This is a genomic window from Enterococcus sp. FDAARGOS_375, from assembly GCF_002393265.1.
GTDB lineage: Bacteria > Bacillota > Bacilli > Lactobacillales > Enterococcaceae > Enterococcus_D > Enterococcus_D innesii.
On sequence record NZ_CP023515.1, the window covers coordinates 1,950,310 to 1,974,773 of the forward strand.

The window sequence follows — 24,464 nt, forward strand, 5'->3', positions numbered from 1 at the left end:
CCTTTTTCATCTATCAAGGAATACCTAGAAAATCAAAATGTTAAGGCTTTGAATTTTTTGGATAGCAATTCTAAAGACTCAGTCTTTTTTGAAAAACATTCCTACTACAGTCACTATGAACATTAGTCCGAAGGTAAGCAAGAAGTCCCTGAACGCTTCGTTTAGTGGTGTTCTCAAGAATATAGTTGAGATTAAAAAATATCCGATTGGAAGAATTGCCGCTATAACAACACATATAAGTATAAAACCAATTATTTTTTTCATAAATCTATATTACCGCTTTTATCCCACATTTTCCAGCACTGAAAATAATTTGAGCTGGAATTCCACCAGGGATTAATTTTCCTAATATTTTTTTCAAAGCAGCTGTTCCTAATTTTTTTCCTAAGGTCTTAATGATTACTTCAGACGCTTTCTTCCATGCTTTACTAGCTATTAAATTTTTTACCTGAGGCGTGAAAATTTGTTTTGCAATATCTAAACCTACAATTTTTTCAAATTCTTTTTTCATACAATCGACAAAGTTTGCTTTTCTCAATTGAGGTTGTTGCTGACCAAAATCTCTTTCTAACATATCATAGAATTCATTATTACCATATTTTTCTCTCATAACAGTCAAGTTGATCTGAACAATATTTCCTTCACGGTCCGTCACAGCAGCGTGTTCATATATAAATTCTAAATCCTCTGCGTATTGATTAATAAGTTCTTGTTCGATTGCTTCTGTTTCCACAGAAGTATTGATCTCGTTTGCAGCTACAATTTGTAATGTTCCAAAAAAGGGCGAAATTACTATGAAAAGTGAAGCGATAAAACAAGCGATCTTTGATTTTTTCAGAAACGACATATTGAACCTTCTTTCTTTCTTTTTTTTTTTTGTTAGTTATACAACAAAAAAATAGTAACACATAAATAAAAATATAAAAATAATATTTTGTGCTGATAATATTAAATTATCTGGTTGTTTTAACGATGAAGAGGACACAAAAATATTGATTACATCTAAAACTTTTACAAGTCGAAAGTGTAACCAACTGACAGTAGGAAAATAAGCTGTATGGCGGTTGTTTTTATTTAATTGCTTGATGAAGATACGCTTCATATCAGGAAGTCTGCCGTTATATTTTGTTTATATATGAACCTGATTTTATTGTATTTTTTATAAATTTATTCATAATCTAAAATTTTCATATAAGCGAAATTTACTGGTAAAGGGTCGATTTCCTCTCTTATTTTTAATAGATAATCCACGGAATGCTTCAACTTATATAGTTAAATGTTAGATATCGTGCATAATGATGGAAGGTATGAAAAAATACTCATTTTGAAATTGGGTAGATACTTTTCTCTATCTAACTTGGATTAATGATCTTCTATTGAGTCCCGATTAGTATAAATATTTTTGTGGAAAAAAAGTTAATATAACTAAGAGAAAAGACAAAGCCGCAGTATTTGATTAGCCATCGCCATCAAGTGGACAGGGAATGGTTCAAATACTACGGCTTTTTTTAGGATGAATTTCATTAGTATCAATTTAATATTCTTGAATCAGTATTATTTCTCCGCGTTTTCTTTAAAGTAGTCATCAATGTAATCCTTAATTTTTTCAAAGTCTTTAGTCAGAAAAAATTTTGAAGGAACTTTTATGATAGGGAGGTTATTTTCATTATCAAAAGGAGCAAATGGCTCAGGAAGGATCAAGTAATCAACAGTATCTTTATCTCTCAGATAATTGATTGAAACGTCGTAAAACGGTGAAAAATAGTCTTTGAGGCTTGTGTCTCTTTGATAAAGAACACCTGGAGTTAATGGTGTGTAAGATAATCCATTGCTCAAAACTAAGACAAAACAAATTCTTTTCATAAAAAATCACCTTTCCTTTCGATTAAATACTAGCGTCATCTCAACAGTCAAGGATTCGTTATTCATTTGGTAAATCCATTTTAATAGACAGATGGATAAAATAGTAGTGAGCAATAGAAAAATGATTCAGTCGTTGGGTAAAAGGGAACCAGCAATCACAAGTTGTTCCTTTACTTTAAAAAACAAGAGATAGGAAAATACCAAGAACAATTATGATTAAGATTTCTAATGCTCCTTCCAAAAATAAATTGTTGTTTTTTAAAAATATCGTTTTCTTTTTATAGGGGAACCAAAATGACTGGTTTGCGTAGTCTGGCGGATATACGGAATCTAAAATACCACTGATAAAAAGTAATGGAATAGCTTTGAAAATATTGTCATGGAAGGCTAAATAAATATAGTATGTTAACAAAGAAATTTGAGCGATCCGCAGATGTCTTAGGTTGGTAACTGTATAGTTCATCAAATCATCCTTTCGTAAATGATTATCTCATATTGAATGATTTGGTTAAATTAAAATTATAAAACGTTTATTTATTTTAATATTGAAAAATAAATTCTTTTAATTTAATAAACAATTTATAAATATCCTAAACAGAGGATATTTGATGAATTATCAAAGGGGATTTTCAGCTATTTATTTTAGAACGTCTTAGAGAGGATTCGTTTGAAAAGAGTTTCAGGATAATAAGTTAGTCTATTAAATCATTAGCAAAGTATGCACGTTGGACGAAATTAGTAGATTAATCAACAGCGATTTTTTTAGATAATGGTTATTTTGCTAAAACAAAAAATTACCAATTTTGTCTTTAATGCTTTAAGAGCAAAATATGCAATGATATACTAAAATAAATAAACTTAATGGAATAGACACTAAACGGAGACTCTAAAATATGACCAACCAACTAATCATACAAGATCATCATTTCAAGAAAGGTGAGCTATCTAGCATAACGACGGCCTATATCGATCAGTACCCAGTCGTTTACATACTCTACAACCGAAATGAAAAGAAAAGACCTGTTGCGTACATTGGTCAAACGGTTCAAGTGAACAAACGATTGAAGCAGCACTTGAATAACTCTAAGCGCAGAGAAATTAAAGAAGTCTTGCTGATTGGTCATGAAAAATTCAATCAATCAGCGACCTACAATATCGAAACCAATTTGATCAATCACTTCATTGGGGATGAGCAGTTTCAGTTGCAAAATGTCAGTCAAACAAGACAGGTACAGATGCATCAGTATTATGAAAAAGAGTATTATGATGAAGTGGTCTTCCAAGAGTTATGGGAAGAATTGCAAAGGCGTCAGTTGGCGAAGCATTCAATCGATACGATTCGCAACAAGGATATATATAAATTATCCCCTTTTAAAGAACTGACGCCAGAACAGTTAGATATAAAACTTGAAATCATTGAGTACTGTAAACAAGCGATTCAGCAGGATGAAACACAAAAAGTCTTGATGATCGAAGGAGAAGCTGGAACGGGAAAGAGCGTCCTATTGGCATCTCTCTATAACACCCTTCAAGACTATACAAAGTCAGAGCCTGTATTAAAAGGCACCGATAACTATTTGTTGGTCAACCATTCTGAAATGTTAAAAACCTATCATACAATGGCAGAAAGTTTGCCAAATTTAAAAAAGAATCATATGTTAAAGCCAACTTCCTTTATTAATAAAACAGATAATCAGAAGTTGCACCCAGACATCGTTATTGTGGATGAGGCCCATTTGCTTTTAACGAAGAAAGACAGCTATAACAGTTTTCACTATGAAAACCAACTAGAAGAGATTATCAAGCGAGCAAAAATCACGATTTGTATCTTTGATCCGAAGCAAGTATTGAAAATCAAAAGTTATTGGGATCAGGACAAATTGGATCAGTTTCAGAAAAGGTACAATGCTTCTCGCTTTGAGCTAAAAGATCAATTAAGAATGAAAAGTAGTCCACAAATTATTCAATGGATCAATGATATCGTAGAAAAACGTGTAACACCGATTCCAGAATCGACAGCATCTTTTGAGCTTCAGATTATGGAAACCCATGATGCGTTGAAGAATAAAATCTTTTCTCTCGATAAAAAGGAAGGTCTGTCACGGATCATCTCAACATTCGATTATGTTCATAAGAAAGACGGAGCTTCATATCTTGTAGATCCTGGTGGGATCAACCTGCCATGGAATACGACCGATACGAAGCGAACATGGGCGGAGCGACCAGATACAATCAGTGAAGTCGGTTCAATCTACACCGTCCAAGGGTTTGATTTAAACAATGTAGGAGTCGTCATTGGCCCTTCCGTTGATTACGATCTAGAGACCGACCAGCTTGTCATCGATATCGATAAATATGAGGACAAAGGGGCGTTTACGGGACGTGACGATATGAACCAAGAATTGACGAAGAAAGCCAAAGAATCGATCATCCTTAATTCATTGAATGTATTAATGAAACGAGCAATCAAAGGGCTTTACATCTATGCAATCAATCCTAATCTGCGCCAAAAACTCTTAACCCTACAAAACGAAAGGAGCCAGTCCAACCATGCAAAACCAACCCTCTTCAATGGAACGGATCAATAAATTCCGAGATGATCGCAATTGGCGACAATTCCATAATGAAAAAGATCTAGCTATTTCTATCTCCATCGAAGCCGCCGAATTGTTGGAGATTTTTCAATGGAAAACACCTGAAGAAGCCACTCAAGATTTCGAACATCTAAAAGAAGAAATTGCCGATGTTCTGATTTATTCCTATATGTTGGCAGACAATTTGGGTCTTGATATTGATGAGATCATCAAAGAAAAGCTGGAAAAAAACAACATGAAGTATCCGGTGAAAGAAAGTAAAGATTCGAAAAAGAAGTATAATGAATTGTAACAAAAAAGAAGCAAGGACGCTGCTAGTTCTTGCTTCTTTTTTTGATGGAATAGGAGCAACAACGGCTTTCTGAATTCATCAGTGATTGGTTACGAACGTCAAAAATCTGTCATAATTGAGAAAGTTGAAGATAACTTCAAATTGGTTACAATTTTTCGGAAATTTGAAGTTAACTTCAAATAAGCCCAATTTTTTATAAAAAATGAAGTTAGACCTACTGTCTGCAAGAGCAAAAACAAGATTATCCTATCCGAAAATGAAGACAAGATCATCGGGAAAAAATCGGCAATAATGAAGGTCATTTTCTATCAAAAATATTTCTCCCCAAAAACCTAAAAAACCTATTGCCCCCCAAGCTCACTTACTGTATAGTAAACAAGAATATTTCATGAAAATAATCAAAAATAACTAATTAAAAAGACTTTGTTATTGAAAATTGCGATTAAACGATGCCGCAAACGGAATGTAAGAAGGAGAAAACTATGACGTATCTAACAAACAATCTTGTGAATTGCATGATCACTTTAGGGTTTATCTTCATCCATCTATCTTCAAATGTTATCTCATCCAGAAAACTAAACGTGCAATACATGAGTTCCTTTGCCGCTGGGGTAGGGATCTCCTATGCGATCGTTCATCTATTGCCCCATTTGGCTTATTTTCAAACGGTGTTGATCGATGAATTTGGCTGGGATTCGGGGATTTTTTATAGTCATGGGGTCTATGGCATCGTTTTGTTTGGCTTAGTCTTCAGTTACGTGATCTACAAAATCGATGAGCGGACGTTTATGGTGTTAGAAAAGAAAGACATCACCAGTGCCAAAAACGCCTTTTTTTGGTCGGATATCGCTTTTCATGTGATCTACAATATTATGATCGGCTATATCGTGATTGCCAATACGCTATCAGAGCGTTTTTACATTTTGACCTACTTTATTGCCTTTAGTTTGCACTTTCTCATGAACGATTGGTTGCTCTATCATCATCATGGTGCTCTCTATAACAAATATGGCCGCTTTGTGCTTTCCTTCAGTATTTTCGCGGGAGCTGCGTTCTCCCTCTTTGTTTCATTGCCCTACTATTTGGTGGTCATCATTGAAGCCTTGATCACCGGCGCTTTGCTGGTGAATATCATCAAATTTGAGTTACCCAATGAAGGAGAAGGCAGTATTCGTGGGCTATTGGTAGGCACGATCTGTTCTGGAATTTTGTTTGTATTTGTCTAACGCAAAAAGGAGGATTGAATCATGGATGATTCGGTCCTCCTTTTTTTATAAATACGCAAAGTAACAGATAATTCTATATGAATCGAAAAAAATCTCAACAGTTTTTATATTTTTGACCATTATTTACAATTTTGTTGCGATGTTCGCTTGCTTTTCCAAAAGACATTCTATAGAATGTAAGCGAATAGAAACCAAAAAAAATAGGCACCCCGTAATTCTGTTGGCGCAGACTTACGAGGCCCTGATCAGTCACTTCTCTAAACAGGATGACCAATCAAGTTGCCATAGTTGATCCCTAAAGGCTCAACGTGTTTATTGTACCGAAAATCTCGCGGTTTTTCTAGTGATTCCAGCGATTTTATCGGAAAAAAACGCGGGATGCTGGAGGTTTATTTTGCTGTGTCAAGTCATTGGACATTTCCTGTCTGATGACTTTTTTTGCGTGTGTTTCGTTTCTTATTGGCGCCGATAAGAAAGAACCTACGCCTTTCTAGTGACGATTAGAAAGAAGACGATTACACCTGACGAGGTGAGACAGACAGTGATGTCCACGGTATAGAAGAGGGGATAGCAATGATGAAATCTTACTTTGTGTTGTCCCTCAGTCTATAAGGAACAGTGACAGCAGACGAACTAGGGTCAGCTTTATCCACTAGAAGCACGTAACTTGCCTAGGTTTCTATTCTTCAAAAAAGAAGGTTGCTTTCTTTACCATGGCAAGCGGGTTCATCCCTTTGAATCCGCTTACCTTCAAGAAGTGAAATATTAAATAGAAAAGAAGGTCTTTTTATGAAAAAAATGCACCATTATCCTTTATTGCTCATCGCAATGCTCGTATTGGGCGGATGCACGGAGATGAACCAAACGAAAACCTCCGATACAACAGTCAATACAAGTGAACAAACAGAACAAAGTATAGCATCAGCAACTGCAGAAGAACAAACGGAAGATGGGTTTAGCACTTTAGAAAACAATAACCCAACACAAGAACGAATCGATTATTTGTTAGATAAGGCAATGTATTATTATTGGCACGGGGGAGACCTCAAGGAAAATGAACGTGAGGTTTTTGCTGGATTGACCCTTAAAGGGGATCAAGAAGTACGTGAGGAACTGCTGAAGCAAGTGATACGTCTAGATCCAGTCACCACCGATTATCGACGCTCATTAGCCAGCACAAAAGTGATCAATAATAAACTTGATGAAGCAGTGGCGATTTTTAAAAGTGTAGTTGAGCAAGAACCAGAAAACTATCAAGCACTTGTTCAGTATTATGTATATGCAGGTTTATTAGAAGGCTCCTTTGATGAGACAGTGTATAAGAAAATGGAAACCTTAAATAAAGCCCAAACAGAAAAATTCAAAGATGGATTTGAACGCATAGAAGCGGTGCGCAAGCAAGAAGTGCCGACTGCGATCAAAGAATACGAAGAAAATCACTTATTTATTTTACTCGGTTATGCCTTAGATGATGAAGGACAAATGCAGGAAACGTTGATCAATCGCTTAGAGCATGCATTGAAACTTTTGGAGAAAAATCCTACAGCGAAAATCATTGTGACAGGAGGCGTTCCGAAGAAAGAGAATACGGAAGCAAAACTGATGCACCAATGGTTGATTGAAAATGGCATTGACGAGAAGCGAATTATTCAAGAAGCATTGGCAACAGATACGATTGAAAATGCCTTATTTTCAATTGATTTAGCAAATGAGCTTGATTTCAGTAATAAAATCACAGTGATTAGTTCTGCGAGTCATGTCCGCCGCGGAAAAGTTTTGTTTGAAACTGCGGATCGTATTATCAATGGTCAGCTGCATCCACAAGGAAAGCCTAAATACGAGATAGACATCATTGGTGAACCAGATAATGAAGAGCTGATCAAAACCTCAACGGAACAAGAGCGCCTTGTTTTGTACCGTGATTTGCTGCGGATCGAAGGCATCTGGCAATACCCAAACTTGCAGCGATGAGAAAGGTATTCGATTCAAAAACACAACACACAAATGACAGAGTTGGAGGAATCAAGAGAGATGAAAGGATATATGCAACGAATCGGGCGTTCATTGATGCTGCCAGTGGCTACATTACCAATTGCAGCACTTTTTATGGGGATCGGTTATTGGATCGATCCTAGTGGTTGGGGAGGTAACAATTTACTTGCTGCCTTTTTGCTGATGACTGGTAGTACGATTTTAGATAATTTAGGTATTTTGTTTGCTGTCGGACTGGCATATGGTATGGCTAAAGATAAGGATGGAGCTGCCGCTGTTTCTGGACTAGTCGCTTTTTTAACACCGATCACGTTGCTAACACCGAGCGCTGTAGCTATGTTTCAGGGTATAGATGCTGAAGCGGTCAATATTGCTTTTTCTGCCATCAATAACAAAAATGTTTTTATCGGTATTTTGGCAGGGATCGTTGCTGCTGAGACCTATAACCGATTTGGGCAAGTCAAGTTACCAATGGCATTTTCATTTTTTAGTGGCAAGCGACTAGTTCCGATTTTGACAACAGCTGTTATGGCCATCGCGTCGGCGGTTTTAATTTTCCTTTGGCCAACGGTATACAGTGGGCTCGTGTCATTTGGTGGTTGGATCTCCAGCTTGGGAGCCATCGGTGCTGGTTTATATGGGTTCTTTAATCGGCTGTTGATCCCGACTGGCTTGCATCACGCCTTAAACAATGTTTTTTGGTTCAATATTGCAGGGATTGATGATATTGGCAAGTTCTGGGCGAGTGAAGGAGTCAAAGGTGTGACTGGGATGTATCAGGCGGGGTTCTTTCCAGTGATGATGTTTGGTCTACCTGCCGGTGCTTACGCAATTTATCAATGTGCAAGACCCGAGAAGAAAAAACAAATTGGCTCATTAATGGTTGCGGCAGCCTTTGCTTCTTTCTTTACTGGGGTGACTGAACCCTTAGAGTTTTCTTTCATGTTCGTTGCTTGGCCGCTATACCTCATCCATGCTGGATTGACTGGTTTATCATTGATGATTGCGGCAACTTTCCAATGGACGGCTGGTTTCAATTTCAGTGCAGGTTTTATTGATTTTCTTTTGAGTTTGAGGGTTCCTATTGCCAATAAGCCTTATATGTTGCTTGGTTTAGGAGCGGCGATGGCAGTTGTTTATTACTTTACTTTCTATTTTGCTATCAAAAAATTCAATCTAATGACACCTGGCAGAGAGAAAGATGACGTTCCTTTTTCCAAAATGAAGGCAAAAGAAGGCCAAGATAATCACCATGCGCTAGCCCGAAAAATTCTTGTCGCATTAGGAGATACCATAAACATTCAAAGTATCGATCACTGTGCCACGCGCTTACGAATTGCCGTAAAAAAGGTAAGTATCGTTGATCAAAAGGCACTCAAACAACCACCAATTGCAGGACTTGTCGTTATTGATGAACAGCATTTACAGTTGATTATTGGAACAGATGTAGGGTTCGTTGCTGAGGCATTGGACCAAATGATAAGATAGGTTGCCATTGCTCATGAAATGATAGATGGATAGAATGGTTGGGTGTCTTTGCACAAAAGTACAAAGATACCACCATTGTGAAGCGCTTTATTCTATGATACCCTGATAACAGATAGGAGGAGATAAGGATGTTGCGTTTCCAAATATGAAAAGGGTAGGCTAATGTTGACGACAAGTTGTCCTTGTACGAAACATTCGGAGGAAGAGAAAATGAATACCCAATTAATTGATAAGAGATTAGCACAAAAGCAAAAAGAGTACGCTTTTTATGGCAACATTCGTGTGGTCAAAGCTGACAAAGTTTTGGTGGATCGCACTTTTGGCTATGCAAACGATGCAGACAAATTACCAAATCGTGCCCATACCCGTTTTGGCATTGCCTCAGGTTGCAAGCTTTTTACGGCACTAGCCATTTGCCAATTAGTTGAAGCAGGCAAACTGAGCTTTGACACGACACTGCAGGAGTGTGTTCCAGATGTATTGCCAAACTTTGATCCAGCTGTGACTGTTCATCATTTGCTTACACATACCTCTGGTATCCCTGACTATTTTGATGAAGAAGTATCCGATGATTTTGAAGCACTTTGGCAAGATTTGCCGACCTATCGAGTGCGAACCCCCCGTGATTTTTTGCCGCTTTTTCAAAAAAAAGCAATGGCTGATCCAGTGGGAAGCAAGGTCAAGTACAACAATGCAGGGTACATCCTCTTAGGAATGGTGGTAGAAGCAGTTAGCGGCTTAAACTTTACCGACTATATTGAAAAGAATATTTTTGAAAAAGCAGAAATGACAGATGCTGGTTATTTTGCACAAGACATGCTGCCTCGCAATACGGCATTAGGATATATTGAAACGGAATCAGGACTTAAGACCAATATATTTTCCATCCCAGCCAAGGGCGGACCGGATGGCGGTGCTTATGTATCAGTTGAAGACTTAGAAAAATTCTGGCATGCATTGATCAGCGGGCAATTACTGAGTAAAACAATGACCGAGATATTTTTGACACCACAAGTCTATGAGGAAGATGAATTTTTTTATGGCTATGGCGGTTTGATGAAAGTGGTAGAACAAAAAGTGGTGAAGTACATCCAGATGGGCTATGATCCAGGTGTCAACTACCATTCCGTCTACTACCCAGATCAGCAGTTGTTGATCGCGGTATGTTCAAACAAATCGGCACATGCCTATGAAATGCAAGAAGTGTTAGAAGAATTTTTCGTAGACTAATGAAGTAAGACCGAAACAGAGAGGAAGTCTGCTGTTTCGGTTTTGTTTATGTATGTAACCTACATAGTAAGTCTTTGAAAAATGAAAGAAAGCAATTGGTTTTTTGTTTTCCTAAACGAAATCTATATTTAATAAACGAATTGGCGAGCAGTTGTTTTCTAAAGTACCTTTGATTAAAATAGGCACAGCAGCTATCATATACTAACTAAGCAAAGGAGTATGCTACATGGTAATAGGCAACAAAGTCACTTTAACCCCTGCGGAAATCAAAGATAAAGAAGCGGTCTATCAATGGTGTTTTCACTCTGAAACCACAAAGTATCATTCCGGACCACCTTCTTATCCTAATGCACCGATCGCCACTGAAGCAGAGTTTTTTGAGGACTATCAAGAGTATTACTTTACTGGTGCCCAACCGCAAGATGGCAGAGGCTTTTTGATTCTACATGAAGGTGAACCGATTGGCTTTATTAGCTACTCCTCATTTCATCTAAAAGACGGCATAGCAGAACTGGATATCTGGTTGAATCGGGAAATTCATTGCGGCAAAGGATTTGGCACCGATGCGATCGTCACCCTCGGTGATCATTTACATGAAACATTCGGCATTCAAAAATTGATGATGCGACCATCGAGAAAAAATATTGCTGCAGTCAAATCTTACGAAAAGGCTGGTTTTACGCAATCTTCCCAAGACCTTGCTGACTATTTGTTGGAAGAGTATCTTGATTTATATGCCGAAGGGGATTATGGGGCAGAAGAAACGGTGACATTGATCAAAACGTTTCCGTCAACTGCATTGAGCTGATCTATAACAGTCGGCTTCAAACGGTTAAAGGTTATTTCATGAAAACAGTCCATTTCACTTTGCAAGCAAGGGGAAATAGACTGTTTTTTTACCTTTTAGCAATTTAAGGTCATTCAAAATACTCGTTCTTCGCTCTGTATTCTAACTTCGTTCGCACGCTAAATTCCTTTCTATGCAACAGTTATCGAAAAATCGCATAAGCCCCCACCATTGCTATTCCAACATTTAGAACAAAACATAAAATAAACATAGTTTTTTTTCAAAATTCCGAGAAACAGCGAGAATGTTTGTGCTATAATGGTCGCTCACTGAAAAAATTCAACAGAATCTGGGAGGGTATAGCATGCAGGAATACATTACGATCCACAACGCCAGGCAGAACAATTTGAAGGGCTTTGACTTGAAGATTCCCAAAAGAAAAATCACGATTTTCACGGGTGTCTCTGGTTCAGGCAAGTCATCGATCGTCTTTGACACGATCGCACAAGAAGCTGGGCGACAGCTGAATGAGAACTTTTCGAAATTTGTCCGCAACTTTTTGCCAAAATATAGCCAGCCCGATGCGGATGCCATCGACAATCTTTCGATGGCGGTAGTAGTTGATCAAAGCCGTTTAGGCGGCAATTCCCGCTCCACATTAGGGACGATCACGGATATCAATCCCTTGATCCGCTTGTTTTTTTCTCGTCTTGGTCAACCGTATTTAGGTCCTGCATGGAATTTCTCTTTCAATGATCCTCATGGGATGTGTCCCACTTGCGAAGGGATTGGGCGCATCGTCGGCTTAGATTTAGAAAAGGCACTGGATCTTGAAAAGTCCTTAAACGAAGGGGCGATCCTGCTTCCTGGCTACAAAGTCGGCTCCTGGCTGCTGAAGTCTTTCACCAATACGGGCTTTTTTGACAATGACAAGCCATTGAAAGAATATAGCGAAGAAGAAATGAACCGCTTTTTGTATGCCCAAGGAGAAAAAATCGATTCCTTGTATATGGAAGGGATGAGTTCCACCTATGAAGGCTTAGTCGCTCGTTTTAATCGCTCCAATATCAAAGGTGGCAATGAAAGCTCCGCTGCTACCCAGAAGAAAATCGCTTCTTTCATGAATGAGCAGAAGTGTCCTGACTGTCAGGGAAAACGCTTCAATCCACAAGTACTCGCGTGCAAAATCGCGGGCTATTCGATTGCGGACTTTTTGGCGATGCAAGTGGATGAACTATTGACGGTTCTTCAAGAAATCTCGGAGGAGAGTGTCCAACCGCTGCTTCAAAACATCCAAGCGAGAATCACTGATCTAATCAATATCGGGTTGGATTATGTTTCCTTAGACCGTGAAACGACGACCCTTTCTGGTGGGGAAAGTCAGCGGGTAAAAATGGTCAAACACTTGTCTTCTAGCTTGAACGATGTGATCTACATTTTTGATGAACCGAGTATTGGGCTGCATCCAAGGGATGTCCATCGATTGAATGAATTGTTAGTCAAACTACGGGACAAAGGAAACACCGTCATCGTAGTGGAGCATGATCCAGATGTCATTAAAGCAGCTGACCATATTATCGATGTTGGTCCTAAAGCGGGGAAAAATGGCGGCTATATTACCTACGAAGGAACCTTTGAAGGATTGCTGCGCTCAGATACACTGACTGGCAAAGCATTTGGACAGATGGTGGACTTTAAAGAAGCACCTCGCCAGAGTCATCAGGTTATCGAAACGAAAAAATCGACGCTGCATAACTTGAAAAATACAGCACTGCGGGTGCCATTAGGAGTATTTACAGTGGTGACCGGTGTCGCTGGTTCTGGAAAGAGTAGTTTAGTGAATGGGGTTTTTGCTAAAGAATATCCCGAAGCCATTACGATCGATCAATCAGCGGTGGCGGGAAATATCCGCTCCAATCCAGCGACCTATTCTGGGATCATGAATGACATTCGGAAGTTATTTTCCCAAGAAAACAAGGTCTCAGCAGGTCTTTTTTCCTACAATTCCGAAGGCGCCTGTGAAACGTGCAAAGGCCACGGGACCATCAAGATGGAGCTGTCCTTTATGGATTCCGTCGAGGTTTTGTGTCAGGCATGCGGCGGCAAACGGTTTAAAGAAGAAGTCTACCAGTATCGCTTGAAAGGCAAGTCGATCGATGAAGTCCTTGCCATGAGCATTACAGAAGCGGTGGAATTCTTTGAGGAAAAAGCGATTCAAAGAAAACTAAAACAGATTTTGGCTGTGGGACTAGGATACATGACCCTTGGACAGCCATTGAATACCTTGTCTGGTGGTGAATGCCAACGACTGAAGTTAGCAAAAGAATTAAGCAAAAAAGGCAATATCTACATTATGGATGAACCAACAACCGGATTGCACATGGCAGACATCAAGAGCATTTTGGCGATCATCGAACGACTAGTGGAAAAAGGCAACACGGTGATCGTGATCGAACACAACCTTGAGGTCATGAAAGCAGCGGATTGGCTGATCGATGTCGGCATTGATGGCGGGATTCGCGGTGGCGAAGTGTTGTACGAAGGGATTCCAGAAAAACTGATCGAGTGCCAGTCCTCGATTACTGCCCAGTATTTATTTTAATGAGAAAACCAAAAAAAGCCGCAAGCAGCTCTTTCATCGAGCGCTGCTTGCGGTTTTTTTTCTTTTTCCTCCAGCAAAAAAGAATATGATAAGTCTAAAAAGTGAATTTCTCCTCGTTATTTTTTTCATTTTTAGTAGGTTTTTTGATTAAAAATATATAAATTTGAGTATATAATTACCAAATAGTGTGCTATTTATGTAATAGTATAGAAAAGAATTTCTTGAAAAAAGGAGTGGGATGAATGAGAGAGTTGCAATTGGCCTTCATCAGCAACCGTACGACCGCGCGCTTGTTTCGGCTGCTGAGTACGATTGAGCGAGACCGTGTGTTCACGATTGGCGACTTAGCAGAGCGCAATCAGGTGACGCAACGAACGATTGCCAATGATATCAAATACATGAAAGAATATTTTGGGGACAGTATTGCCCTCGTTTCGGGCAATAGCGGGTTTGTTTTCGAAGAGAAAAAGCCAGCAGACTATCAAAAAAGAAAGCAAAGCTTGTTAAAAAATGAATGCTTATTTGAAATTATCGGGAATATTTTCCATGGCAAACTATCTAAGGTGGATGAGCTGGCACATCATTATCATTTTTCAGAGAGTACGTTTCGGCGTCTACTCAATCAGCGAAACCCTATTTTAAAAAGCTATGGCTTGCAGTGGGCATCTAATCCCTTAACGATTGAAGGAAGTGAAGCCAACTTGCGTAAGTTTTTCAAAGATTTTTATTACGAAGGTGTGGAAACGATCTATACGTTGGTTCCAGATCAAGCCTTGCATGACTTGATCTTAGGTCAATTGGAGGACAAGTTCGGCTATTATGAAATCGGATCTGGGGCGACTCCCGCAGCGTTTTACTACACATTTTATATTGCCATCAAGCGTGCGAGCCTCGGCTATCGTATCACTATGCCGAAAGAACTGGTTAGACAGGCGTATAAAGGGAACAGTTTTTCCAAGCTCTACGCACTGAAGGAAGGCATTGAAAAAATCTATCAGGTTCAGCTGCCCAAAGAAGAATTCGCTTGGATCTACTTAGTCACCTTGTGCAAGCGAACCTTGGATCAAGAAGAACGAGAGGAAAAATTTTACCAACAATTTCATCAAGGCGAAGCCATCACAACTGTGACGGACTTGTTTCTTCAAAACCATGAGGTGCCCCAAGCACAAGCCAAAACGGTTGCGACTTTTTTACGTTCTTTCTTTTTATCGAGAAAAATTAACCATGCGATTGCGCCGGTTTTGAACAAGGAAATGGATGATATCAAAGAGGTGATCATGCGTTCCAACAGTGAGAGTTACCAAAAGAACTTACAATTTCTTAAGGAGCAGAGCAAAAAACTCTCCATGTCTACTGCCTACTTAGAAGACATCTGTGTCAGTTTAACGATTTATAGCGAGCTGATTTTCGATTATTATGCACCAGCAAAAACTATTTATTTCCTCTTAGAAGGGGATCATTTTGTGTGCCAGCATATCCAAACAAGAGCGATCCAGCGATTTGGCAGCAAGCATAAATTGACGTTTGTTCAACTGCAATATTTAACAAAACATACGCTTCATGCTGCCCATATCGATTTGATCGTGACCAATTACAATCGCTACCTCGTTGATTATAAAGTCAAAACAGATTACTTATTGTTAAAATCTCTCCCGGATGATCGCGATTGGGAACACCTCGAAAGGAAAATAAATCCCTATCAAAAACCGCTCTTTTAAACCAATTGCTGTGCTGTTCACGCGTTTAAATAGGTATGTTATTTATTCATCTATTTCAGGTGTTTATGAAAATAATGATTTTCCTTTGAGAAACGAGCACGCTATTCTTAGTTTAGTAAGGAACACGCGTGTCATACTTACAAATAATTTGTCCCAATAACCTTCGTTTTTGAGAATACAGAACTCGTATGTAGTTATTATTTTATGAAAACTTAATCTAACAACTTTCTCCAGACATTTGATTCATCAAAATGTCTTTTTTTGTCGTTCCCTCAAAAACGAAGAATATTGAGACAGCTTTGCGTGGAAAAGCAAGAAGCTATTCCCTAGTTTTCAGCTTTCTTAACGCAACAAAGACTTGAAGAAAGGAGGATATGATGAAATTACTTACATTGTTTTCTGCCGTATTACTACTGAGCAGCACGGGCGTCAACACGACGATGGCGTTCCAGCAAGTTGCTTATGCAGAAACAGAGTCACTTTCTGAAGGGACGCAACAATCTTCTGGGGAGGAAACCAATAGTTCTGCTGATCAATCGGAAACGCAAGAGTCAACCGAACAAAGCAGCGAGGAACAAACAACCTCATCGGAAGCCACCGATGATTCAACGATCGCTAGCCAAGAAGAAGTAGAAGAAAATGAAGCACTGCCCGAAGCAGAAACGCCAGACAGCTCAGAAGATGAAGAGGAGCTTGAATCTGAAAACGAGCAAGTCGAAGGGTTCGATGCAGATGCTGCAACCATCCCACTGACTGTAGCAAGTGAGGCGCAATTGCGGGCAATTTTACTTGGGGAACCCTTCACCGATGAAGAGGGCACGGAGTATCGTTACGAAGAAATCGCCAATGAGCAATCGCTAGAACTTACTTTTGCCAGCAACTTGGCATTAACTGAGCCAATCAGTGGGATCCAACGGACGAACGTTACTTTTCGTAGTCAAGAGATGCCTGTGATCGTTTCACAGACGGCAGCCGAGAACCTGATGCAATTTGCAGCACCTGTTCAACTGACTTGGCAAGGGGTGCAGCAACAAGGCATCCAGTCAGCGCAAGGGCTGGCTCAAACAACTGGGGCATCAACGATTACTTTTGAAGATACCCAACTGGAGCTGACCACTACCGCAGGACGCGTGGTGAATAACAACCAAGCACAACTTCATTTCAAAGGAACCAATGTGGTGACGACAGCGACGTCTTCTATTCCAACCTTGTTCACGGCAGAAAGGCTTTTGGTTGAAGGGCAATTGACGATCAATCATCGCTCCTCAAATGCCACACCGATTTTTGAAATGAACCAAGTAGCAGTCGCTAGCCAAGCTGAAATGTCTGTCACTCGCAGTACCAACAGCAATACTGGCACCGTCTTTCACATGACGGGTACCGCAGCAAGCCTTGATTTTGGTCAAGGAAGTGTGACGACGATTCGCCAATCTGGTGCAATGGTCTCCTTGCCAAATGCCAATCAAGATAGCCGATTGACGTTAGCCACAGGGGCAACTCTGGATGTTGGTACAGGACAAGGACTTTCCGGGAACTCTACCAGTACGTTAGGAGAGATACGGTTACAAGCAGGTAGTCAGTTAAAGCTATCTGAATACGGGACGGTCAGCGGGACGCCTGCCATCAATGTCGGACGCAGCTTCATCGTTGAAAATAGTACCGCAGACCAACCTACCATCATCGAGGGAACGCGGACGGGCACAACGACCGGGGCATTTATTCAACTTCGAAGTGCGAATTCTGCCATCGATTTGGGGGAGCACACACAAACCAAGGTCTCGCAGCATGGACCGATGTTTACAGGTGTGGCGAGTTCCACGATCGTGATCCAAGACCACGTGAAAATGAACAATCAGCATAGCAACGGGTTTAATGGCAACATAGCCGTTGACAGTATTTCGATTGGTGATCAGGTGGAAATTGCCATCAGTGAACCTAGTAATGCCACTGTTGGTCAAGCGTATCGCACCTTTTTCGCAACGTCTTCGGTTCAAGTCGGCAGTCATACAACAATTGACGTACCGAGAACGCGAACGACCTCTTCAGCAAGTACATCGAATGTCGTCATCGGTTTAGCATCGAGCAACGGAAAAATCACCATTGGTGACTATTCAGAAATAGCTGTGAATCAGCGTGGGGCGTTCGTCAACGCAAGCTTGGCTCAGGTAACTTTAGGGAAATACGCGAAACTTACTGGTGTGTTAGGTCATGGCTTCACCGCTGGAACGATGGTCGATCAATTTGAGCTGCTTGAAGGGGCTGAAATCACGATTGCTGAACATTCAACGAGTGCAGCAGCCAATGCGTTTTCCGTGCAACGACGCTTCTTTCTAGGAGAAAAAGCGACGATCAACTATTCTCGCACGTCATCGGCCGCCAATCCTTTCATTGCATTGGGTTCAACGTCGGCGGCATCCCAATTTCTATCAGAAGCAAATGCAACTATCACCCTCAATCAAGTAGGACCATTGGTCACTGGTCGCAGCACAACAGATATCTATATTGGTGAAGCAAATACGATCAGCCTACAAACCGCACAAGGCTTTACCGGCGGTACCTCATCTGCTGCTTCTTCAACCATTCGCAGGTTGCATGTGGGCGATCACTCTGAGATCACCGTTTCTGGACGAAGCAATGCAAATGTTGATTTTTTCCGCTTTAGAGAAGAAATCAAACTCGGACGTGAAGCGAAAGTAACGGTCAATCATACTACGCGACAAGCAGCACGAGCGGTCTTTCGTTTAACCTTGGCGAACTCGAAATTTACGATGGAAGAAGCAAGTAAAGTCGAAGTTGATACGGGGGGACGATTTTTACAAGGCGTCGGAACGACGGATCTGCTATTTGGCGAAAATTCCTATACGAGAATCAACGCAGCGAGGGGAATGACAGGAAACACCACTGTTCGTTCCGTTACGCTTGGACAACATGCTGAAGTTCATTTGACAGAGCCAACAACGACGGCGATTCAAAATTCAGCAACAAGTCAAAACTACTCCAGAATCCAAGTGTCGCAAAGAGTGGAATTGCAAGACAATGCCACCATGACGTCAAGAAGAGATCGAACGACTTCAGATTCCCGCTTTATATGGTTGACGGCTAGTAATTCATTTGTTCGGATTGGCAAAGGAGCTACCCTTGACGTGGATCAATCTGGAGGAATCTTTCGAGTCACGACTTCCTCTAATTTCATTCTCAATGATGACGCGACCTTTAAAGGGGTTGCGAGAGGGCTAAATACGCAAGGAGGCGGAAACTGGTCATCTAGTCACTCGAATTCGTTCGCAAACATTACCGTTGGTAAACGAGCGGAATTTTCCCTTACTGATAATCGAACAGGCATGGGGACATCAGCAGAATTTATCAATCGACCACTAGTCAATGTGCGTAATTCATTTTCGGCAGAAGAAGACGCTACGGTTGTATTAGAAACCATAAGAAATAAATCTGAAGTTCTTTATTTCAGACTAGCCAATGCACGATTGAATATAAACAATGTGAATTTGTTTGAAATTAGTCACCCTACGACAAGAACTGGTCAAGCCAATGCGCAATTGCAGCGTTTGATCCGCTCCGCACAAAATACGGTTGCGAATGGTTTGCGAATCAATGTGGCGAGTCAAAAACTAGCAGTTTGGGAAAATGCTTCTTTAGAGGCACCAACGGAAGAATTTATCAATATTTCAGGAACGATGCGAATCAATCGAAATGGTGGGAATACCTTCCCCTATGGAGGCACAGGAAATGGCGAAGCACGTTCCAGATTGCTGAGTGGCGAACAATTCGATGGTTCCTTAGAAAGTCTTGAAACACAAACAGATATTTATCAAGTGATTGCGAAAAATAATTACAATAAAATTCGTTTTTCAGAACCAGAAGGTCTGGTTGCCCGAATCGATGCATTGAGTGATCAGTCGACTGAAATCACTGGCTCTATGTACGAGGATACCGATATCACAGTGATCTCCTATACCAATACTGACGGAGAACTCGTCGAATTAGACAAAAACTCTGAACGAATCGAATGGGGCGACTATCGTGATGAAAATCAGCTGTATCGCTATTTCCGTATTCCACTAAGAGAAAATGAACGATTGGAAACCGAGACAGAAGTGTCGATTTTCTTATCAAAACCGTCGATTGAGACCTATGTCGATGTGACCGCTCGTCAAACCGTGATTAAAGGTGTGAACTTTGAAGCATACAATATCACCTTAGATCGCTATAAAATTAATGAATTAAGCACGCAAGAAGAATTAGATACCTTGATCCTTCAAGAAAGTCGTGCGCAAGCCGCAAACGTCTTGACGGAAGCGGATATGACGGATGACTTTCGCATCATAGAAACGGATCTTACACGAGAAGTGGACGAAGACGGTAGTTACTTCGCTGTTCTTGAGGTGGGGAATAAAGCCTACCAGCTGACAGTCGGTATCGATGTGACATCGAAACTGGAGCATATGCGAGTGATGATCCCGACCAAAATGGTCTTCGAATCCTTGTACAACACAGCGGAATCGAATCGTAATTTTGAAAGCCAAACGTATGAGATCCGCAATCAATCGCCACTTGCCGTGGATACCTACGTCAATCAACTGGCGATCGATGATAGTGCCAGTATTGTCTTATTAGAAGCGGGAGAAGATCCTCTCGACTATGCCGAAAGTGAAAGCGAAGAAGAAGACCCAACCCTGACCTATGACGACATCTCAACCCCGCTGTTGCGATTGAATCTAAAAACGGAAGAAACACAGATCCAACTCTATGAAGCGATGGAGGAACAACACTTGGTTCGCCTAGAAGAAAGAAGCCGCGTGCCGATTTCCTTAACGGGGGACTTCTATGGAGACTATCCCCAATGGATCGTTGATACAGAAGCCGACCAAGGTGGGTACTATGAAGACTTGCTCGTACCGAAGTATCGCATCGTCTTACGCTTTGTCCCACGAGATTAAAGAAAAAAGATCGTACCAAACGTGAAGGAGGTGAATCCATTGGAGCAAACGAATCAAACCGAAACGAAGGATCGACGGAAATGGATCTTGTGGTTGTTGCTATTGCTAGTACTTATCGGTGGGATCGGGTACTACTTTTACCAATCAAAAACAGCAGTCCCTTTGATCAGTGCCGACCTGTTGCCAGAATCTGGCGATGCCACCGATCAGCGGGTTTCTGAACGAGCGCAGGAGATTGCGGATGCGAATTATTTCACGCTGCAAATCAATCCAGAAGCCATTTTTGAAGATGGTCAAAGCACAGGATCTATCGAGATCGTCAATCCAGGCACCAATGTGTACCCAATCGCCGTGGATATCTCTTTACTGTCGAGCGGGGAAGTCATCTATTCTTCCGGTGCGATCTATCCAAACCAATTTGTTGAAAATGTCGCCTTGGCGACACCGTTGGCAAAAGGGGAATATCCCGCCAAAGCCACCATCAATATTTACGACCCTGAAAGCAAAGAAAAACAAGGGGTCACTGAAGCTGAATTAACGATTATCGTTAAGAATTAAAAAAAAGGAAAAGTGAGGAAATAAAAATGAAAAAATTTGTAGCAGCCATTCTAAGTACAGCAACAATCGCAGGAGTAATCGCAAGCGGCACCACCGCTTTTGCGACACAAACCATTGACGGACGTGAAGGCGATACGTCAGGAGATGTCCAAGTAAACGGGATCATCGGATCATTCGATAACACAACCCCTGGACCAAATCCCGACGATTTGAACCAATGGATCAATGTGACGATTCCAACGACTGCTTTGTTCTATACAACAGAAGAGTCAAGCCACAAAGAGATCGTTTCACCTAGCTACACTGTGACAAATAACTCAGCAGTTGGTGTAATCGCTTCTGTTGCGGGTGTCGATACACCATTGAATATGGATGAAGTAGACTTGTTAAACGTAAATGGTATCGAGTTGTTTGAAAACGGCACACCAACCGTAGCAGAAACAGAATTATTTACCCTTGAAGGCAACCAAGGTACGAATGTAGGAACATTTGCGTTCACTGGTGAAGCAACACCGACCGATGCATCAGAAGAATCAAATCCAAGTTTCAAATTGGTCTTGAGCTTTGCGCCGGATGTAGAGGAAGACTAAGAATTGAAATCCCAGTAAAGAAGGGATCTATCGTATGAAAAAACGAAAACGAATCGTTCTTTTCGTCGCTGTGTTACTGACTCTGACTGTCTGGGACCTATCGGAAACCAGCGCCGCAGAGGCGACGACAGGGCAAGTCTCTGTGACTGGTCGAATCGGTGAAACGGTGACGCAAGAGGAAGAAGCAGACGATGACAATAAGAAAACGATCGTAGCAGATGGTTCTCAAATCGGACAAGGAAAATTACCACAAACAGGTTCATCAAACACAAGCAGTTTGATCATTCTTGGGTATGCACTCCTAGTACTGTTTGTCGTCACAGTAACAAGAAAAAAGAAACACGGTGAAAGCGTCGCTCCTTAACTATAGGCATCGCTAGAAGCGTAAAGGAGAAACTGTGGGGAAAACTTGCAGTTTCTCTTTTTTTGATGAAAGATTTAACAAAAAATGGACCAAAAGAAGAAACAGTACTTAGTGATACCACAAACGCTGCATAAGTGAGGTCAGTGATAGTTTTGAAAGAAGGATACTGAAGATGAAAATCAAGAAAGAAGCGTTTGAAAGAACCATCATAAATAGTGAATACATCGGGTACTATACCCATCTGCTGAGTGCAGATAGTTGCCCGTATCACCAAGGAAAGCAACTCGATACCATGCGTTACTTACTAGAAAACGATCGTATAGAAGAAATAAAAGCCAATGCTCGCTATTTATTTCCTTTACGTAAATATAAATTACCCAGCAACCTGCAAAAAGAGTATCAATTATTGGAAGAATGTGTCTCCTTTATCTCAAGCTTAAACACCCATCTGCTGATTCCTCAAGCAGCCATTGAGCAAAGTCTGTCAATCAAGGCAGAAAATGGAGCAAAAGATCAAAAAGAGCATTACAAGCAGCTGGTTAGAGGATTGCTGGATATTCTGCATTGACACCTGTACCTGGGTGCTTTTTTCAGCAGCTAGAAAAAATAGTGAATGAATAACTAGAAAAAAAAGCTGAGCTTTAGGAAGAAAATAACGGGGCTTGTTCCCCTCAAAGAAAGGAGTAAAAAAGCATGACGGTATTTACTTCAAAAACAGAATACCTTGATGGATTTCAAAAGAAATTTGCGGAGTCACACCGCGCCAATGGCGCTTTAGCAGCGTATGTTGAAAAGCAATTGGCCCTCCTTGATGAATTGGTAGCAGCCATTTCACCAGAAACATTTTGGGCGATCACCCCAGATATTCTGGGCATCGACGCCAAACTGGTCTTAGTCACAGAAATGATGCGATTCGACGATTTTTCCGACAATGAGATCATTCGAATCGTTGAAAATGATTACCGCTTTTATCTAAAAGAACTGTGTGGTTACAATCTAGGAACAAAAGCGAAACATTCTCTGGTTTTCAATGTGAGATGAATCAAAGAGGGGAATGGTAGGAATCACTTCTAGCAAGACGAGTAGGTAAGAAGTGATGACTATTTTTAATACTTTTGCAATTAGGGAAGGTGAGCGATTGAAATAGAAGGGGTGTATCGAAAAAAGAGTGAATAGACAAAAAGCATTCAGGAATTGACTTCTTGAATGCTTTTTGTCTATTCACCTATCAAAAAAAGGTCTTTTCTTTGATTTCTACTTTCTCTCATGTGAAATTACCGTTAAAACGATGCCGAATCAGCAAAAATTCTGCAAATAAAATTATTTGTGTTATATTTGAAGGGCATCTGTTCATTTTTTTAATAATCGTTTATTTTTGATCGCGTATAATGAGAAAAATAAACGATGCGAGGACTATTTTTTTCGCTTTAATTGATCAGCTGGGGCAGGTTTGTCCAAATAAAACCCTTGTTGAAGAAAAATCTCTTCTTCAAGCAGGTACTCATGGATATCCGAGGTTTCGACCCCTTCGACAATAAATTGGATTTTACGATTGCTGGCGATATTTCGCCAGAAGTCGATCAAAAAGAAAATTTCCTTTTGGGAAAGCACTCGCAACGAGATAGGCGAAAATTTGATCACATCGATTTTATCCAGCATCGGTGCAATATTTGTCAGTGAATGAATGCCTGTCCCTACATCATCCAATGCGACAGAAAAGCGCATCTTTTTTATTTGGTTGATCTTGTTTATAAGAAAGGACTTGGGATCACAGGCGATTGAAGGTTCAGTATCGTCTTCGGTGATCTCAATCAAAATACGATCATGGTAGGGAGCTAAATCAGCTAACATCAAAAAGGTTTCTGGGTAGCTGAGTTGTTGCGGGTGGATATTGAGACTGATTTTTGTTTCTTCGTTCGGATGAAGCAAGCTGAAAATTTCATTTCGATACCACTGCAGTAAACGAGTATGTAATTTTTTGTATTTGATCACTTGCTGGAAGAAGGAAAGGGGAAACCTATTTCTTTCGGTACTTCTCAATAATAATTCGTAGCCAATCACTTTCTGACTATCTGCTTTCATTTGAAAGATAGGCTGGGCATCAAAATATAATTGGGGAAATATCGATAAGAGTTCTTGTTCTATTTTCTCAGACATTGGTTTCTGCTCCTTTCTGGGGTCGCTTTATTTTTGGTTTCATGAAGT

Annotated in this window: 17 protein-coding genes and 1 pseudogene; 15 read left to right on the forward strand and 3 right to left on the reverse strand. The window is 40.4% G+C overall.

What is annotated here, in order from left to right:
* Positions 1 to 268 precede the first annotated feature (268 nt).
* Both CO692_RS10455 and CO692_RS10460 read right to left on the reverse strand, forming a co-directional pair.
* Complete coding sequence (locus CO692_RS10455) at positions 269 to 847, reverse strand: hypothetical protein (RefSeq protein ID WP_096742206.1); 579 nt, start codon at positions 845 to 847, stop codon at positions 269 to 271.
* A gap of 707 nt (positions 848 to 1,554) precedes the next feature.
* Positions 1,555 to 1,863 carry a hypothetical protein gene (locus tag CO692_RS10460; protein ID WP_096742207.1) on the reverse strand — a complete coding sequence of 103 codons (309 nt, stop codon included), beginning with the start codon at positions 1,861 to 1,863 and terminating at the stop codon, positions 1,555 to 1,557.
* Positions 1,864 to 2,756: 893 nt separating this feature from the next.
* Between CO692_RS10460 and CO692_RS10470 the strand changes: the two genes are divergently transcribed.
* From CO692_RS10470 to CO692_RS10540, 15 genes and pseudogenes are all read left to right on the forward strand, one after another.
* On the forward strand, positions 2,757 to 4,451 hold the full coding sequence (locus CO692_RS10470) for a DUF2075 domain-containing protein (protein WP_096742209.1): 1,695 nt from the start codon (positions 2,757 to 2,759) through the stop codon (positions 4,449 to 4,451).
* Positions 4,414 to 4,749 (forward strand): nucleotide pyrophosphohydrolase, encoded by a 336-nt coding sequence (locus CO692_RS10475; protein ID WP_061053736.1) that lies wholly within the window; start codon positions 4,414 to 4,416, stop codon positions 4,747 to 4,749. Before CO692_RS10470 ends, CO692_RS10475 begins: the two co-directional genes overlap by 38 nt.
* Before the next feature lie 482 nt (positions 4,750 to 5,231).
* The gene (locus CO692_RS10480; protein WP_096742210.1) at positions 5,232 to 5,975 is read left to right on the forward strand and encodes a hypothetical protein; all 744 of its coding nucleotides are present in this window, start codon (positions 5,232 to 5,234) and stop codon (positions 5,973 to 5,975) included.
* A gap of 789 nt (positions 5,976 to 6,764) precedes the next feature.
* Complete coding sequence (locus CO692_RS10485; protein ID WP_096742211.1) at positions 6,765 to 7,946, forward strand: YdcF family protein; 1,182 nt, start codon at positions 6,765 to 6,767, stop codon at positions 7,944 to 7,946.
* Positions 7,947 to 8,006: 60 nt separating this feature from the next.
* Positions 8,007 to 9,446: pseudogene (gene nagE / locus CO692_RS10490) on the forward strand (N-acetylglucosamine-specific PTS transporter subunit IIBC); the annotation flags it as partial.
* A 219-nt stretch (positions 9,447 to 9,665) separates the two neighbouring features.
* Entirely contained in the window at positions 9,666 to 10,685 is a 1,020-nt protein-coding gene (locus CO692_RS10495; protein WP_096742213.1) for a serine hydrolase domain-containing protein, read from the forward strand.
* A gap of 226 nt (positions 10,686 to 10,911) precedes the next feature.
* Positions 10,912 to 11,493 (forward strand): GNAT family N-acetyltransferase, encoded by a 582-nt coding sequence (locus tag CO692_RS10500; RefSeq protein WP_096742214.1) that lies wholly within the window; start codon positions 10,912 to 10,914, stop codon positions 11,491 to 11,493.
* Positions 11,494 to 11,836: 343 nt separating this feature from the next.
* Entirely contained in the window at positions 11,837 to 14,074 is a 2,238-nt protein-coding gene (locus CO692_RS10505; RefSeq protein ID WP_096742215.1) for an ATP-binding cassette domain-containing protein, read from the forward strand.
* A 242-nt stretch (positions 14,075 to 14,316) separates the two neighbouring features.
* Complete coding sequence (locus tag CO692_RS10510) at positions 14,317 to 15,792, forward strand: helix-turn-helix domain-containing protein (protein WP_096742216.1); 1,476 nt, start codon at positions 14,317 to 14,319, stop codon at positions 15,790 to 15,792.
* Between the two features lie 374 nt (positions 15,793 to 16,166).
* Positions 16,167 to 20,747 (forward strand): hypothetical protein, encoded by a 4,581-nt coding sequence (locus CO692_RS10515; RefSeq protein WP_096742217.1) that lies wholly within the window; start codon positions 16,167 to 16,169, stop codon positions 20,745 to 20,747.
* Between the two features lie 39 nt (positions 20,748 to 20,786).
* Entirely contained in the window at positions 20,787 to 21,305 is a 519-nt protein-coding gene (locus CO692_RS10520; RefSeq protein WP_015508953.1) for a hypothetical protein, read from the forward strand.
* Positions 21,306 to 21,331: 26 nt separating this feature from the next.
* Complete coding sequence (locus tag CO692_RS10525; RefSeq protein ID WP_015508954.1) at positions 21,332 to 21,895, forward strand: hypothetical protein; 564 nt, start codon at positions 21,332 to 21,334, stop codon at positions 21,893 to 21,895.
* A gap of 34 nt (positions 21,896 to 21,929) precedes the next feature.
* On the forward strand, positions 21,930 to 22,259 hold the full coding sequence (locus tag CO692_RS10530) for an LPXTG cell wall anchor domain-containing protein (protein WP_096742218.1): 330 nt from the start codon (positions 21,930 to 21,932) through the stop codon (positions 22,257 to 22,259).
* A 172-nt stretch (positions 22,260 to 22,431) separates the two neighbouring features.
* The gene (locus tag CO692_RS10535; RefSeq protein ID WP_096742219.1) at positions 22,432 to 22,827 is read left to right on the forward strand and encodes a hypothetical protein; all 396 of its coding nucleotides are present in this window, start codon (positions 22,432 to 22,434) and stop codon (positions 22,825 to 22,827) included.
* A gap of 125 nt (positions 22,828 to 22,952) precedes the next feature.
* Complete coding sequence (locus CO692_RS10540; protein WP_016609683.1) at positions 22,953 to 23,300, forward strand: DUF7006 family protein; 348 nt, start codon at positions 22,953 to 22,955, stop codon at positions 23,298 to 23,300.
* Positions 23,301 to 23,672: 372 nt separating this feature from the next.
* On the opposite strand, the gene CO692_RS10545 is transcribed toward CO692_RS10540, so the two are convergent.
* Positions 23,673 to 24,416, reverse strand: coding sequence for an EAL domain-containing protein (locus CO692_RS10545; protein ID WP_096742220.1), 744 nt, complete (start codon positions 24,414 to 24,416; stop codon positions 23,673 to 23,675).
* Positions 24,417 to 24,464 lie beyond the last annotated feature (48 nt).